This window comes from Cupriavidus basilensis OR16 (genome assembly GCF_000243095.1).
Taxonomy (GTDB): domain Bacteria; phylum Pseudomonadota; class Gammaproteobacteria; order Burkholderiales; family Burkholderiaceae; genus Cupriavidus; species Cupriavidus basilensis_D.
This window is the reverse complement of record NZ_AHJE01000053.1, coordinates 77,861-93,037: the sequence shown is the minus strand read 5'-3', so window position 1 is coordinate 93,037 and position 15,177 is coordinate 77,861. Positions and strand designations below refer to the sequence as shown.

Below are 15,177 nucleotides of genomic sequence, written 5' to 3'. Positions count from 1 at the left end.
AAGGGATGTGCCCAAGCCCTATGCCCCGGAGCCGGCCCGTGCCGCTCCGGCGGCCAACCCCAGTACCTGCGCCGCCCCCTTCGGCGAGATCATGCCGATGAAGTCTTGCATATAGCCGCGTACATACTGGTCGTCCCGCAAGCTGATGGCCGCCATGGATGCGGGAAAGATCCCCCCGGTATCGATCACCGCCAGGTCAACATCCCGCGCCGGCTCAAGCGCCATCTGCTGGATCACAGCCACCCCCAGCCCCGCCGCCACATAAGCCTTGATCACATTCGCGTCGGTGGCCCGCACCACGACCCGCGGCGACAGCCCTTTGCGCTGGAACTCCCGTGTCACCACCCACCCGGAATTGAAGTGCTCGTCATAGGTCACGAGCGGATACTGCGCGATATCTTCGATCGTGACCTTCTTGAGCTTGAGCAGCGGATGCCGCCTGGGCACGATCAGGCAGCGCGGGATGGGATAGGCCTCCAGCGTGAGGATGCCCTCCGGCGTCTTCGGCGGCAGCGTCGAGACGCCGAGTTCCACCGCGCCTTCGGCCACCCACTGCACGATCTGGGCGGGCGTGCCTTGCAGCAACTCCAGGTTGACGGCCGGATGCGCGGCGGTGAAGCGCCGGATCACGTCGAGCAGGGCGTAGCGGGCGTGGATATGCGTGGTGCCCACACACAAGGTGCCCCTGCTCGCGGCAAGGTTGGCTTGCGCCAGGTTGGTCAGCGCGCGCGTGTCGTTCAGCACCCGGCGGGACAGCGCCGCTGCTTCCTGTCCCGCATCGGTCAGCGCCACCAGCCGGTTGCCGCGGCGCACGAACAGCTCCACGCCAATCTCGTTTTCCAGCGACCGGATGAGTTTGCTCACCGCGGGCTGGGTCGTGTGCAGCGCATCCGCGGCGCGGGACACGCTGAGGTTGCTGGCGATCACAGCCTGGATGCAGCGAAGTTGTTGGAGGGTCATATCATGCCATTATGGCAATGATTGTCTACAAACATGTCATTTTACAGAAAGATATGGGAAGCAGAGAATCGCCACATCTTCTCCCAGCGTAAAAGGCCTCTGTGATGACTTCCAGTGTGTTCGACCAGCCCCTGCAGCAGCATATGTGGAGCACGGATGAGATGCGTGCCGTGTTCTCGGAGGAGAACCGGGTACAGAAGTGGTTCGATTTCGAGGCGGCACTGGCACTTGAGCAAGCGGCGCTGGACATCATTCCCTCGGCTGCGGCCGGCGAGATCGCGGCGCGGGCCAACGTCGCCGATATCGACATGGCGGCGCTCGCCCGCGAAACACGCCGTGTGAAGCATCCGCTGGTGCCCGCGGTGCGCGCGCTGCAGCGCCAGTGCGCGGGCGCGCTGGGCGAGTTCGTGCATTTCGGACCGACTTCGCAGGACGTGTACGACACCGGCATGATGCTGCAGGTGCGCGAGGCGCACAGCATCCTGATGCGCGACCTGACCGCGGCTTCGCGCGAACTGTATCGGCTGGCGGATGCGCACAAGCACACGCCGATGGCCGGACGGACCCATTCGGTGCAGGCTTTGCCGATCACCTTTGGCCATAAGTGCGCGGTCTGGTTGTCGGAGCTTGGCCGCCACCACGAGCGGATGCAGGCGCTGGAGGCGCGCACCTTCGTTGGCCAGATGGTGGGCGCGGTGGGCACCAAGGCCTCGTTCGGCCCGCACGCCATGGCGCTGGAGGCGCGATTGATGGCGCGGCTGGGCCTGAACGTGGCCGACATCAGCTGGCAGCCCGCGCGCGACCGCCTTGGCGAGTACGTGAGCGTGCTCGGTCTGATCGGCGCCACGCTGGGAAAGATCGCCAATGCCATCATGAACCTCGAGGCCGACGAGGTCGGCGAACTGGCGGAGCCGTTCAACGAAGGCAAGGTCGGGTCATCCACCATGCCGCACAAGCGCAACCCCGCCGTGGTGGAGACGGTGGTGACGCTCAGCCGCGCCATCCGCTACAGCGTGGCGATGATGCACGACGCGCAGATGGCGGAGCACGAGCGTGACGTGGCGGCGGTGCGCATGGAGTGGAAGGCGGTGGAGCGCGTGATGTTCGCGCTCTCCGAGAAGGTCGGAAAGCAGACCGCGCATGAACTGGTCTACGCCGCCGCCATGCAGGGCATGGAAGGGGGCATCACCTTCGAGCAGGCGCTGCAGCGCAATGCCACCATTTGCGAAGCGCTGGACCCCGCCACGCTCAAGCAACTGCTCGATCCCGCCACCTACGTCGGCCTGGCGCCTGAGATTGTCGAGAGCTTGCTCGACAAGATACGGGCAAGCGGCTGGCTGGACTGAAAGCCGGCAAGCACATACCTATAACGAAAGGAGACACCGTCATGGACCGAATCGCCCAGCAGCTTGGCCGCGTTGTTGCAACGGCATTGCTTTGCGTGACCGCCGCCGTAGCAGCCGCCGCGCCCACCGATACTTATCCCAACCGGCCCGTTCGCGTGGTCGTGCCATACCCGGTCGGCGGCGGTGGCGATACCGTCGCGCGTCCGCTCACCTTGTACCTGTCGGAGCGGATGGGTCAGCGCATCATCGTGGACAACCACGGCGGGGCCAACGGCAACATCGGCATGGATATGGTCGCCAAGGCGCCCAACGACGGCTACACGCTGGCGCTGGCGCTGACCTCGCAACTGGCGGTGAACCAGAGTCTTTATCGCAATCTGCCATACGACCCGATCAAGGATTTCGAGCCGGTGTCCCTGGTGGCTTCGGCGCCTTACTTCCTGGTGGTGCATCCGTCCGTGCCCGCCAGGAACCTCGCCGAGTTCATCAAGCTGGTCAAGGCGAACCCCGGCAAGTACACCTATGGCTCGTCCGGGAATGGCAGCGGCCCGCACCTGTCGATGGAGTTGCTCAAATCGATGGCGGGGCTCGACCTCGTTCACGTGCCCTTCAAGGGCACCGGCCCGGCCATGCCCGCGCTGCTGGCCGGCCAGGTGAACGTGATGTTTGCCAGCTACGGCGTGGCGTCCCAGCAGATCAAGGCGGGCAAGCTGCGCGTGCTGGCCGTGTCCACGGCGCAGCGGGCGGTCTCGATGCCGGACGTGCCCACCATTGCCGAGGCCGGCGTGCCCGGCTACGAATCGAACGTCTGGTATGCGCTGCTGGCGCCCCGCGGCACGCCGCGCCCCATCGTCACGCGGCTCAGTAACGAGATTGCCGGCCTGATCAAGGACTCGGAGCTGCGCCGCCGCTTCCTGATTGACGGCATCGTGCCGGTGGGCTCCACGCCGGAGGCGCTGGGTGCCTACATCACGTCCGAGAGCTCGAAGTGGGCGGCCATCGTCAAGCGCTCGGGCGCCACCATCGACTAGCCGGGGTTGAGCCAGTCACCACCGCTTCACACAACGCTGCAAACAGGAAGACCGCAATCATGAAGATCGAACGCGTCGAGGCTATCGCCGTCAGCATCCCGCTCAACAAAGTGTTCTCCGGCAGCTCCTACCGTGTCACCAGCCGCGCGACCGTGATCACGCGCATCCACACCAGTTCGGGGCTGGTCAGCGAGGTGTACAACGGCGACCCCCGCGAACACGGCCCGGAGATCGCCCGCATGATCGAGCAGGACATGGCGCCGCTGCTGGTGGGCGAATCCATTTACGCTTGCGAACGCATCTGGGAGAAACTGTTTCGGCTTACCATCGCGGCGCCCGACCGCCCCTTGGTGATGAACGCAATCGCCTGCGTGGATACGGCCGTGTGGGACCTGGTGGGCAAGTCGCTGGGCATCAACGTGTGCCGGCTGCTTGGCGGCTATCGCCAGGAGATCCCGATCATTGCCATCGCCGGCTACTACCTGCCGGGTAAGACCCTCTCCGACCTCGCTGCCGAAATGGCATGGCTGAAATCGGTAGGCATGGCGGGCTGCAAGGTCAAGGTGGGCGGCGTATCGCCCGAGGAAGATGCCGAGCGCGTGAAGTACGCGCGGCAGGGCGGCGGCGACGATTTCCTGATTGCGGTGGACGCCAACCGCGGCTGGAGCATCCAGGATGCGACCCGCTTTGCACGGTTGATCGAGCCCTACGACATTGCCTGGTTCGAGGAACCCTGCCACTGGCATGACGATGCGCGCGGCATGGCGGCCGTGCGTCGCGCCACATCGATTCCCATCAACGCAGGCCAGAGCGAAGTCAGCGCGGCGGGCGTGCGCCGGCTGCTGGATGCCGGGGCCGTGGACATCATCAACTTCGACGCATCGGAAGGCGGCGGCATCACCGAGTGGCGGCGCGCCGCGGCAGCTTGCGCGTTGGTTGGCGTGCGCATGGCCCACCACGAGGAGCCGCAGATCGCCTCGCACATGCTAGGCGCGATGCCGCACGGGATCTGCGTGGAGTGCTTCCCCGACCCGGACCGCGACCCGATCTTCCCCGGCATGTGGGTAAATCCGCCCGCCATCAAGGATGGCATCATGGCGATTCCGCAAGGGCCAGGATTCGATATCCAGCTTGACTGGGATATGGTGAAACGGTACCGGGTGAACTAGAGGGGGGTTATTTTCCCCTCGCGGTTTTCGCTTTGCCTTTTCCGTTCACCGTTGTGGCCTCCGGCCACAACGGTGAACTCACCGAAAAATCCGCCTCCTCCATCGTGACCGCCTTCACGTAAGACAGGTTGTGCGGCGCCGGCTTGCTCGCCAGCTCTGCCAGCTTGCCCGCGCGCACAAACGGCGCCACGTAGGACTGCGGGAAAAGGCTGATCCCCACGCCCGCCATCACCATGGCAATCAATGCCGACAGGCTGTTGCAAACCAGCGCCCTTGGGATCTCGAGATTTTGCTCCGCCGCCCATCTTTCGAAGGCCAATGTCAGGCCGGCTTCGGCGCTGAGCATGATCACCGGATGCTCGGCGAAATGCCGGGGCGTGAGGACTGTGCCGCACGCCAGCCGCTGCGGCGACGCCATCCACTTGTAGGCCAGCTCACCGACTTTTTCCTGTGACAGGTTGGGCGAGGTGGAGGGGCCGGGAATGATCGCGAAGTCCAGCTCGCCGCGTTCCAGCTTGCGCTCCAGGTTGCGCGTCAGATCCACCTGCGGCTCCAGCACCAGATTGGGATGTAGCTCGCGCACCCGCGCGACCAGGCGCGGGAACCAGGTGGACGCAACCAGCTCGCTGATGCCGAACCGGCAGCTCCCGCGCAGCGCGCCAGCCATGTCCAGGTCCGAACGGATGCGGCTTTCTATGTCAAGGATCTGGGCAGCATGCTCAAGCAGGCGTTCGCCCGCGTCGGTGATCACCGAGCGTTGCCCGGTACGGTCGAACAACGCCTTTCCCAGATCGTCTTCCAGCTCGGCGATGCGCTTTGATAGCGATGACTGCGTGACATGCAGGCGCGCGGCGGCTACGGAAAAACTGCCGAGTTTCGCGGCCCAGTAGAACGCTTCCAGCTGCTTGAGTGTCATGGCGAGGCCTTGGCCTGGCGAAGCGCTTGATGCCCCGCCCGCGCGCGGTCATTCCAGAATCTCACCGGGGGCCGTGAGGATTTGTCGCTTTCTTCCAGTGCGGGAGGTACGTATCGTCTGGCCATCGTCAATATTGGCTGGGAGGAGGAAAGATCATGCGGTACGGGCTCAAGGCTTTCAAGACGCACTACGCAATCAACACGCTTGGCGTGTGGCTTCTGTTCGCAACGGGCATGGCGGCGACCCCTGCCAGGGCGGAGTGGCCCAGCGATCATCCCATCCAGGTCTACGTCGGGTTTGCCGCCGGCGGTGGCACCGATACCATGGCGCGCACGATGGCGCCGTTCATCCAGCGCTACCTTGGCGCGAACGCGAGCCTGGTGGTGCAGAACAAGCCCGGCGCCGCCGGCGAGATTTCCAATCTCAGCCTGATGCGCGCGGCCCCGGACGGCTACACCGTTGGCGTGGTCAACCTGCCGGCCATGGCGTTCTCGCCGCTGTACCGGAAGACCAGCTTCGATCCCGCCGCGCTGCAACTGGTTGCCCGGGTGCTGAGCGACCCGACCATCCTGGTGGCGCGCAAGGATAGCCCGTACAACAACCTGAAGGACGTGGTGGCGGCGTTGAAGAAGAAGCCAGCGTCGCTGTCTTTCGGCCACAACGGGGTCGGGACGAACGGGCACCTGGCGTTACTGCAATTGCAGAACGTGGCGGGCGTGAAGGCCAACGACATCCCCTACAACGGGACGGCGCAATCCAAGACGGCTTTGTTTGGCGGGCATATCGATTTTGCGGCGGTCACGACGGGCGAGCTGCAGGATGCGAGCAAGGAGGCCGTGCCGCTGAAGATTATCGCGCAGATGGGGGAGAAGCGGGCCGCTTCGCTGCCCGATGTGCCGACGGCCCGGGAGCAAGGTTTTGACGACGTGATGCCGGCCGAGCGGGGGATTGCGGTGCCCGCAGGCGTGCCGCCGGCCATTGTGGAGAAGCTGCGCGCGGCCGTCAGGGCGACCCTCAAGGATCCGGAATACCTGAAGAAGGCAGGCAACGATGCGCCGGTGCTGGCCTACCTGCCAGGGGACGACTGGGCCCGGGAAATCGCCGCGCGCAAGCCCATGATGCGCAAGCTGGCCGACAGCATGCCGAAGGAGTGACAAGCCCCATGACTTCCCACCCATCCTCGCGAGCCTAAGTCCATGCAACGCATTGCCCCGGTTCAAAAGACCGCATCCCTGCGCACCCTGCTGCAACGGGAATCGTTTGTGGTCGCGCCCGCCGTCCACGATATCTTCAGCCTGCGGCTGGTGGAGCAGGCGGGCTACCAGAGCGCGTGCATCAGCGGCGCCATGCTGTCGTACAGCCTGCTGGGCGTCCCGGATATCGGCCTGCTCACGCTGACGGAATGCGTGGAGCACTGCCGGCGGCTGACCCGAGCCTCATCCATTCCCATTACCGCCGATGCGGACGCGGGCTATGGCAACCCGCGCGGCGTCCACTATGCCGTGGAGCTGTTCGAGGAGGCCGGCGCGGCGGGCCTGAACATCGAGGACCAGGTCGTGCCAAGGCGTTGGGGCTCGGCGGTGGCCAAGGAAGTGGTGCCGCTTGGCGAGATGCTCGCCAAGATCGATGCGGCGCAGCGCGCCAGGCGCGATGGCAACTTCATGATCATTGCCCGCACGGACGCGTTTGCCTGCGAGACCACCGAGCAGGTCATCCTCCGGGCAAGGGCGTATCAGGCGGCGGGCGCCGACATGCTGTTGCCCATTGCGCCGCGCACCGAGGACGATATCGCCCGGCTGGTGCGCGCACTGGATATCCCGGTGACACTGAGCGCCGGGACCGGGCTGGCGCCTAGCCCGTCGGCCGCGAATGTGCCGCTGGAACGGCTGCGTGAGCTGGGCGTTCGCCGGGCAAGCCTGACGACGTTGTTGCCGGGCGCGGCGGTGGCCGGGATGCGGCGAAGCCTGGACGCCATCGGGGCGGCGCGCGGCGGCTGTGATGGCGGGATGGCAGCAGCGGGCGCGGCCAGCCTCGGGGCGCTGTTTGATACGGTGGAGCAGATCGCCTTTGAGGATGCGCTGCTGCATTAGCCTGGAGCATGACAATAGTCAGTAGTCAGCTGCGTGTGCGTGACCATGCAGTTCGCGCGGTTGCACAAATATTGTTTTCGGCAGTGTCTTAATGTTGCAACAAGAGGGCTCTATCATTTGCCCGTATCAAGTCGCAGCTAAAGAAATCTGAAAAGCATTTTTGCGTATGGACCATTGGGGTGGGCCATACGCCGATTTGATTGCACGTCCCGCAATGGCATCTTTTCAAGGCGGCACGGATGTCAAGAGAGCGTTCGGCTGCAGGTGCCATGTTCGGTGGACGTATTGTCGCGGGGTTGTCGGAGCCATCCTGAAGGGGTGGCTCTTTTGTTTTGCTTGCTGGCTCGAACGACGTGGGCCGGCATCGGCCAACAGGCGCATAACGGACGCATGCCGCAGCGCTCGCTGTCCTCCACTCCTCATCGTCATTGGATTTCCAGGTAGCACCATGCGGCCCCGTCAAGCAACCACGACCGATTTGTCCGATGTGGAGGCGCTACTTCAGTCTTGCTCGCTACCTGCCGGGGGCACCCATCGTCAATCGGTGCAATTTCATGTCAGCAGGGACAAGCAGGGACTCCTTGGGTGCGCAGGCATCGAGGAATTAGGCGGCAACGTTGCCCTGGTCAGAGGCCTCGCCGTGGCAAAGCGCGCCAGGCGCGCGGGGTTGGCCGGGCTGCTGCTTTCCGACGTTCGGCTACGCGGCATCGAGTCCCTGGTAGTCAGTACGGATACCTCTGCGGGCTACTTCTCGCGTCTTGGGTTCGCGCCGGTCGAGCTTGCTGCCTTACCGCCGGAGTTACGGACGTCTCCTAGTCAAGAACGGTGATTCCTGATAGTGCCGAGGCGAGCCAAGTTTGCCTAGAAGTGTGTGGTAGCAATATCCGGTGTGCCTGCATGCACGGATAAGCAGGCTGCTTATGATTTCATCCGGATAGGGCTTCGGGAAATACAGCATTAGTCAGGGAACGCGCAGATCCGTACGACTGCTGAGGTTCCACACACTGTCAGGGGCCGATAGGCGAACTCCATCTTCGCGAGTTCTTCCGCAGGAATATCCGAGCGGTTCTCAAGCTCGTCGAAGATCTGCTCTATGTAGTAGACGGACATCGTTCCGCCATTACCTCTTAGAGCATTGATTTCTGGTGTCGCGACCAGGAGCAACTGCATGAGCCGGCGCGAGGGCACATCACCAAGTCGGCGATGCGGTGCCTCGATGGCCGCCATGGGCCGCCCGCACGAAATGTACTTGTCAATCGCAAACAACAAATCGTCGGCACCCCCAACGATGGCGAAGGAGTGCTTTCGTTTCCAGTAGGCCTCATCGATGAGCTCGCCGAAGTTGTGCACGATTGCCCAAGTCTCTTTTGACTCGTCCAGTGCCAATAAAAGCTGGGCTACGCGTTCGGGTTCCAGCTTCTTGTCGGAAATCATCGCACGGATGTCGTCGATCCAGTCCGTACGGAACCTGGCCACACCCTCGGCCACCCGGAATGAGTTGCTCCGAAACCGGCTTGCATTGCCGATTTCAGAACACCGCCGGCTCCAGTGTACTGTTCGCCAGCCTATCCGACAGTCTGCGTCAGCTGATACGTCGTTGAATAGCTGAAGCGGCTCGCCGGGTGAACCCCCGTCGTTACGGCGATCACCTTGTCACGTAAGAAATAGGTCCGGATGATGCGCAACCCAGCAGATTTTTCCGGTACTTGCAGGACATCGGCTTGCGTGCGTTCGATCAGCAATCCCTGCACTTCCTGCTCGACTCGCGTTACTTTGATGCCGTATTGCTTTTCGACCATCGTGTACACGGGAACGGCCAGAGTTTCTCCTAGCGGGGGCAGTTCACTGAAAGCCCCGTCGACGTAGATATCAACAAGTGCGATCGCTTCGTCTGCGGGGGCGCCGCCATATCGCGTGCCGGCAATGTGCAACCAACTTGCCCCAGGCGCGCAGCGCAGCAAGGCTGCTTGGGTCTCGTCGGCTTCTATGCGTTCGTAGGCCGACTTGCGCAGCGTTGTACCTTTGGCGTAGCCGACGAGGTCGGCAGGCGAGTCCATTACCTGCAGGAAGCGACTCTGGGGGCGGTCGGAGACAACGCGCGTACCGACTCCGGCCTGCCGGGTAACCAAGCCGAGGCTGCACAATTTCTGCACCGCCTGTCGCACAGCGTAGCGGCTTAAATTCCACTTTTCGCACAGTTCAGCTTCCGTCGGGAGCAGTTCACCCACGGCAGGATGGCCGTTGTGGATGTCCTGCATCAGGGTGCGCGCCAGATCAAGGTGGCGGGGAGCTGTGGTAGCGAGGGCGGTTGAATAGGCTTCGATTTCGTCTTGCATGGCGTTCAAAGCGATGGATGTTTTCGGCTTGTCGTCGCGGAGCGGATGGCTAACTGCCTGCTCTGAGGGTCACAAATCTTACCATGGTAGGCAGGGTTATTCCTAATATTCGAATGTTCGAACAAACTTCTATAGTTCGACCATCGATGCGATGACGGGTCGGTTCGTCCCGCATCCCGTCGCCTTCGTTTACTGGAGATACCCCGAGCATGTACCCCATCGACTTCCTGTGGCGCGCCGTTGACCGGCATCCAAACCGGGTGGCCATCATCAGTCCTGCTGGCGAACTTTCCTTCCGTGAACTGGCGCGTATGGTGCTCGAGCGGGCGGCCGCACTCACGGCCATCGACCCGGCTCCTCGCAGCCTTGTCTGCGTAGGGGCGGCAAACACCGTGGATCATTTGGTGGGCATCCTGGCCATTCTGGCTGCAGGTAAGGTATGGGTGCCGCTGAACCCGCGCAATGGCGACCCTGAATTGCACCGCATCGTCGAGTTTGTCGAGCCGTCGCTCGTGCTTGCCGATGCCGACATGGCAGAACGGTTGGCTGGCATCTCCGCGCGCCTGCGGCCGCTTGAGGAATTGATGCGCTGTCAGGGTGAGACAGCTGCTGTGATGATGGGCCCGCACTCGCGTGGCGGGATTGGTCTTGATGAGCCGCAGGCCATCAAGTTTACCGGGGGCACCACCGGCTACCCGAAGGGGGTTATCCAGCCCCTGCGCGCCTGGAACACCAATATCGCGACCCAGGTCCACGAACTCGGCCTGATTGCGGAAGATCGATATCTGGTCGCCGCTCCGATTACGCATGGCACTTCCACATACATGCTCCCTGTTCTGGGTGCTGGCGGAGCGCTGATATTTCCGGAGTACGCCAAAGCCTCTGCGCTGCTCGACGCCGCAAGTACGCACGACGCGACCTTGTTCTTCGCGCCGCCCACACTGATTCTTTCGCTGGTGGAGGAGCAGCGCCGCTCGCCCCGTCCACTGCGCGCCTTGCGCTATCTCGTATACGGCGGCGCGCCGATGCGACCGGAGCAGATCCGCGACGCTCAGTCTGTGTTCGGCTCCGTCCTGTGCACCTCGTTTGGCCAGACCGAGGCGCCCCAGATCATCACATTCCTCCCGCCCGCTGACATGGCCGGTGAGAACCTGGCCTCCGTGGGGAAACCATCGCTGCTCACCCGGGTGGCCATCGTCGACAAGAACGGTACCCCGCTTAAAGCCGGGGAAGAGGGCGAAATTGCGGTACGCGGGGATCTGGTGATGAGCGGCTACCTGAAGGCGGAAGAAGAAACACGCAAGACACTGGTCAATGGCTGGCTGCGTACAGGCGATGCCGGGATCTTCGACGAGCGCGGTTTCCTATTCCTGCGGGACCGCATTCGCGACGTGATCATCACCGGTGGCTTCAATGTTTATCCCAGCGATGTCGAGGTGGTGCTGTCGGCCCACCCGGCAGTCGCGGATTGTTCGGTGGTCGGCATCCCGGACGCGAAGTGGGGAGAGGCCGTCCATGCTGCCGTGCAATTGCGTCCGGGAATGAGCGTCGACACCAATGAACTCGTCGCTCTTGTCAAGCGCGAACTCGGCTCGGTCAAGACGCCCAAGCACGTACATCTGTTCGAGGCGCTGCCGCGTAGTTCAGTCGGCAAGGTACTAAAGCCTGCGGTTCGCGAGACCATCCTGAGCATTCGGAGCCATTGATGACCAATCCGAACGAAGCCAAAGCAGCACGCACGAAGCTCTGCCACTACACGACGCAGGCCGTCTACTATGGCGACGATGATCTGGTCGGCGACCTGCTCGGCCAGGTCAGCTTCGTTGATGTCTTCATGAAGCAGACCTTTGGCATGGTGCCGACAGCGGCGCAGCGCCGGATTGTCGAAGCCGTGCTCGTGACGCTGATGGAGCACGGTATGACGCCTAGCGCGATCGCTACGCGCATGATCTACGCGAGTTCGCCGGAAAATCTCCAGGCTGGCGTCGCAGCTGGCCTGCTGGCCGTAGCCAGCCGCTTCGTCGGTACGATGGAGCCGGCAGCCGAGCTCCTGGGTCGCATCGTGGATGCCGGTAACCAAGGGCCGACCGAAGCACAACGCATTGCCCAGGACTTCCGCACGCGGCGGGAGGCGGTGCCAGGCTTTGGCCATCATCTGCATCGGCCAGACGACCCGCGTGCTATTGCGCTATTGAAGCTGGCGCGCGAAGTCGGCACTCACGGACCACATTGTGCCGCGCTGGAGCAACTGGCTGCCGAGATAGACGCTGCAGCCGGACGTCACATAACGATCAATGCAACGGGTGCAATCGCCGCCATCCTGGGCGATATCGGCATCCCCGCAGCGCTTATGCGCGGCTTCGCTGTCCTCAGCCGTGCGGCCGGCTTGATCGCTCATATCGCCGAAGAACAACGCGAGCCTTCCGGGCGATTCATCTGGGATCTGGTCGACGGCGCGATGACGCCAGAGTATTTGGCGGACTGACCGTCCCCAAACGGCACGCGAAGTCTTTCCGATTTTTCATACCACCCCCCATCCGCAGCAGGAGGAGACAAGAATGACTCAAGCAAATCAATCCATTCAGCGCCATCACCATATCACCCTGAATGTCGGCACGGCCCAGGAAGACTATGACTTCCACACCAAGGTGCTCTCGCTCAAGAGCGTCAAGAAGACCCTGATCTACGATGGCGGTACGCCCTTCTACCACCTTTACTACGGCAACGACCTTGGCGAGGAGAGCACGCTGATCACCTGCTTCCCGGTAGCTCATTTCGGCCGGAAGGGCAAGCGTGGGGCCGGGCAGATCGGCAACTTGGCGCTGTCGGTGCCGGCGTCAGCCATTCCGTTCTGGGAGAAGCGTCTGGCCAATCACGGCTTTGAGGTTCGTCGCTCCGAGCGTTTTGGCGAGCACGTTCTAACGTTCGCGCATCCCTGTGGCATCGAGTACGAGCTGATCGGCATCGCTGACGACGCGCGCAAGCCTTACTCCAATGGCGAGGTGCCGGCCGAGTTAGCAATCCGCGGCTTGCACACCATCGCAGTGAACGTGCGGGAGATGGAACCTTCGCAGGAGTTTATGCAGGACGGCTGGTCTGCCCGCGAGGTGGCGCGAGACGGCAAGTACGCTCGCTATGCATTCGGCGAGGGCGGCTCCGGCAAGTTCGTCGACTTTTCCCTGGAAACGAGCATGCCCCAGGCGAGCTGGACCTATGGCGAGGGTACCGTGCATCACTGCGCGTTCCAGGTGGCGGACCATGTTGTCCAGGACTTGGTCAAGGCCAGGCTCGAGGGCATGGGTTTGACCGACACCTCCGAGCGCAAGGACCGCGGGTACTTCGAATCGATTTACGTGCGCACGCCCAGCGGCGCAATGTTCGAGGCCACGGTATCCAAGCCCGAAGGATTCCTGATAGACGAACCGTACGAGAAGCTCGGCACCGAACTACAGATCGCACCCCAGTTCGAAAGCCAACGTGCAACGATCATGGAATCGCTAGAGACCTTGAAGTACTGAGTCCGAACGGGCGCACAAGCTGCGTCCGACTGTACGCTACTGGAACACCTCGCGCAACGCCACATGCCATACGCCAATCCTCATCTGCATCAACCGGTAAGTACCTTCGGAGCAGCCACGGCGCGCGATGCGGCGCTTGCTGTCATCCTTGTGCATGGCCGCGGCCAGTCGCCCGCGTTGATGCACGAGATGGTGGTCAGCCGTTTCGCGCGGCCAGACATCGCTTGGCTTGCACCGTTGGCGGCGGAAAACTCCTGGTACCCGGAGCGTTTCATTGAACCACTTGAGGTCAATGAGCCGCTGCTTTCGCAGGCGCTTGAGCGCTTGGATACGCTGTCGGAGGAACTGCGGATGCTTGGTTTCCCATACGAGTCCCAGATTCTGATGGGGTTTTCGCAGGGCGCGTGTCTTTGCAGCGAGTTTGTCTGGCGTCAACGACGACGTTACCGCGCGTTAGTCGCATTCACCGGCGGACTGATCGGCCCGCAGGGCATGCTACGCGACACTTCGCATCGCAATTTTCAAGGAATGCCCGTGCTGTTTTCAACCTGGGAGCAGGACCCGTTCGTGCCTGCGAAGAGTGTGCGGGAATCAGCCGCACTATTCCAAACGGTGGGTGCTGACGTGACTTTGAAGGTGGAGGCTGGCACGGAGCATGGCATCCGCGATGCCGAAATCGGCTATGCCAGGGCCACCCTGGACCATAGCGCGTCGCAAGTCCACTTAAGTTCCGCCCGGAGCCGTTAGCATGCAGCCATTTGTGCACGAAACCCACGGAGCCCGCGTTGTCTTTGGCGGCGGGGCGCGCCAGTTCCTGCCGCGCGAACTCGAGCAACTTGGGATGCACCGCGTATTGGTGCTGACCACTCCTGAGCAGGTCGAACTTGGCCAACAGATTGCGGGCATCTTAGAGGAACGTTGTGTTGGCGTGTACGCCAAGGCAGTGATGCACGTGCCTGCCGACGTCGCGCGCAGCGCCATCGATACAGCGCGGACCTTGGGTGCTGACGGATGCGTTGCTGCCGGCGGGGGATCGACCATCGGGCTTGCCAAAGCGATCGCGCTCGAATCGGATTTGCCGATCATTGCTTTGCCAACGACCTACGCTGGCTCGGAAATGACGCCGCTATATGGAATCACTGACGCGGGACTCAAGAAGGCAGGGCGGGACTGGCGGGTAATGCCTCGCGGTGTAATTTATGACCCCGAGTTGACGTTGACGCTGCCCGTGGCCCTGAGTATGACCAGTGGGATGAATGCCATCGCACACGCTGCCGAAGCCCTGTATGCCCGCGACGGAAATCCAATCTATAGCCTGATGGCCGAGGAAGGCATTCGTGCGCTCGCCGGTGCACTGCCGCGCCTGAGACGCGCATCCGCTGACATCGATGCCCGCAGCGACGCACTGTACGGTGCCTGGCTGTGCGGCACGGTGCTAGGCAACGTGCAGATGGGCGTGCACCACAAACTGTGTCATACCCTGGGTGGCAGCTTTAACCTGCCGCACGCAGAAGTGCACACGGTGATTTTGCCTTATGCGCTCGCCTATAACGCCGACGCGGCGCCCCAGGCGATGGTGCGTATTGCGAAGGCACTGGGGCGCGAGAGCGGACCGGCTGGATTGCGTGAACTCGGTGAATCGCTTGCTGCGCCTCGCTCGTTGCGCGAAATCGGCATGCCCGCCGATGGTCTTGATCGAGCCGCCGATCTGGTGGTGGAAACACCTTATCCCAATCCGCGCCGGATCGAGCGAGGGCCGATTCTTGAACTGCTGCAGCGTGCATATGAAGGTGCCGAACTGGCTTGAGGGC

Annotated in this window: 15 protein-coding genes; 11 read left to right on the top strand and 4 right to left on the bottom strand. The window is 62.8% G+C overall.

Annotated features, from left to right (window positions below):
- Nucleotides 1-18 precede the first annotated feature (18 nt).
- On the bottom strand, nt 19-960 hold the full coding sequence (locus OR16_RS20330; RefSeq protein ID WP_043420406.1) for a LysR substrate-binding domain-containing protein: 942 nt from the start codon (nt 958-960) through the stop codon (nt 19-21).
- A 104-nt stretch (nt 961-1,064) separates the two neighbouring features.
- Between OR16_RS20330 and OR16_RS20325 the strand changes: the two genes are divergently transcribed.
- From OR16_RS20325 to OR16_RS20315, 3 genes are read left to right on the top strand one after another with little or no spacing between them, the layout of a single operon-like run.
- Nucleotides 1,065-2,306 (top strand): class-II fumarase/aspartase family protein, encoded by a 1,242-nt coding sequence (locus OR16_RS20325; protein ID WP_006159828.1) that lies wholly within the window; start codon nt 1,065-1,067, stop codon nt 2,304-2,306.
- 41 nt (nt 2,307-2,347) lie between these two features.
- Nucleotides 2,348-3,337: a tripartite tricarboxylate transporter substrate binding protein gene (locus OR16_RS20320; protein ID WP_006159827.1), complete on the top strand. Its 990-nt coding sequence runs from the start codon at nt 2,348-2,350 to the stop codon at nt 3,335-3,337.
- A gap of 59 nt (nt 3,338-3,396) precedes the next feature.
- Nucleotides 3,397-4,506 carry a mandelate racemase/muconate lactonizing enzyme family protein gene (locus OR16_RS20315; protein WP_006159826.1) on the top strand — a complete coding sequence of 370 codons (1,110 nt, stop codon included), beginning with the start codon at nt 3,397-3,399 and terminating at the stop codon, nt 4,504-4,506.
- Nucleotides 4,507-4,513: 7 nt separating this feature from the next.
- Here the strand turns inward: OR16_RS20315 and OR16_RS20310 are convergent, their stop codons facing one another.
- Complete coding sequence (locus tag OR16_RS20310) at nt 4,514-5,422, bottom strand: LysR family transcriptional regulator (RefSeq protein ID WP_006159825.1); 909 nt, start codon at nt 5,420-5,422, stop codon at nt 4,514-4,516.
- A gap of 155 nt (nt 5,423-5,577) precedes the next feature.
- On the opposite strand from OR16_RS20310, the gene OR16_RS20305 reads away from it, so the two are divergent.
- From OR16_RS20305 to OR16_RS47755, 3 genes are all read left to right on the top strand, one after another.
- Nucleotides 5,578-6,576, top strand: a complete 999-nt coding sequence (locus tag OR16_RS20305; RefSeq protein ID WP_006159824.1) for a tripartite tricarboxylate transporter substrate binding protein — start codon at nt 5,578-5,580, stop codon at nt 6,574-6,576.
- A gap of 42 nt (nt 6,577-6,618) precedes the next feature.
- Nucleotides 6,619-7,512: an isocitrate lyase/PEP mutase family protein gene (locus tag OR16_RS20300; protein ID WP_006159823.1), complete on the top strand. Its 894-nt coding sequence runs from the start codon at nt 6,619-6,621 to the stop codon at nt 7,510-7,512.
- A 166-nt stretch (nt 7,513-7,678) separates the two neighbouring features.
- Complete coding sequence (locus OR16_RS47755) at nt 7,679-8,341, top strand: GNAT family N-acetyltransferase (RefSeq protein WP_337459855.1); 663 nt, start codon at nt 7,679-7,681, stop codon at nt 8,339-8,341.
- 128 nt (nt 8,342-8,469) lie between these two features.
- On the opposite strand, the gene OR16_RS20295 is transcribed toward OR16_RS47755, so the two are convergent.
- Nucleotides 8,470-9,000 carry a hypothetical protein gene (locus OR16_RS20295; protein ID WP_006159821.1) on the bottom strand — a complete coding sequence of 177 codons (531 nt, stop codon included), beginning with the start codon at nt 8,998-9,000 and terminating at the stop codon, nt 8,470-8,472.
- Between the two features lie 77 nt (nt 9,001-9,077).
- Complete coding sequence (locus OR16_RS20290) at nt 9,078-9,848, bottom strand: GntR family transcriptional regulator (protein ID WP_006159820.1); 771 nt, start codon at nt 9,846-9,848, stop codon at nt 9,078-9,080.
- 209 nt (nt 9,849-10,057) lie between these two features.
- On the opposite strand from OR16_RS20290, the gene OR16_RS20285 reads away from it, so the two are divergent.
- The 5 genes from OR16_RS20285 (at nt 10,058) to OR16_RS20265 (ending at nt 15,173) form a co-directional block, all read left to right on the top strand.
- On the top strand, nt 10,058-11,554 hold the full coding sequence (locus OR16_RS20285; protein ID WP_006159819.1) for a class I adenylate-forming enzyme family protein: 1,497 nt from the start codon (nt 10,058-10,060) through the stop codon (nt 11,552-11,554).
- On the top strand, nt 11,554-12,333 hold the full coding sequence (locus OR16_RS20280) for a citryl-CoA lyase (RefSeq protein WP_006159818.1): 780 nt from the start codon (nt 11,554-11,556) through the stop codon (nt 12,331-12,333). Before OR16_RS20285 ends, OR16_RS20280 begins: the two co-directional genes overlap by 1 nt.
- A 73-nt stretch (nt 12,334-12,406) precedes the next feature.
- A complete protein-coding gene (locus OR16_RS20275) occupies nt 12,407-13,366 on the top strand; it encodes a VOC family protein (protein WP_006159817.1) in 960 nt (319 codons plus the stop codon).
- A gap of 63 nt (nt 13,367-13,429) precedes the next feature.
- Nucleotides 13,430-14,113 carry an alpha/beta hydrolase gene (locus OR16_RS20270; RefSeq protein ID WP_043420404.1) on the top strand — a complete coding sequence of 228 codons (684 nt, stop codon included), beginning with the start codon at nt 13,430-13,432 and terminating at the stop codon, nt 14,111-14,113.
- A 1-nt stretch (nt 14,114) separates the two neighbouring features.
- Complete coding sequence (locus OR16_RS20265; RefSeq protein WP_006159815.1) at nt 14,115-15,173, top strand: maleylacetate reductase; 1,059 nt, start codon at nt 14,115-14,117, stop codon at nt 15,171-15,173.
- The last annotated feature ends 4 nt before the right edge of the window (nt 15,174-15,177 follow it).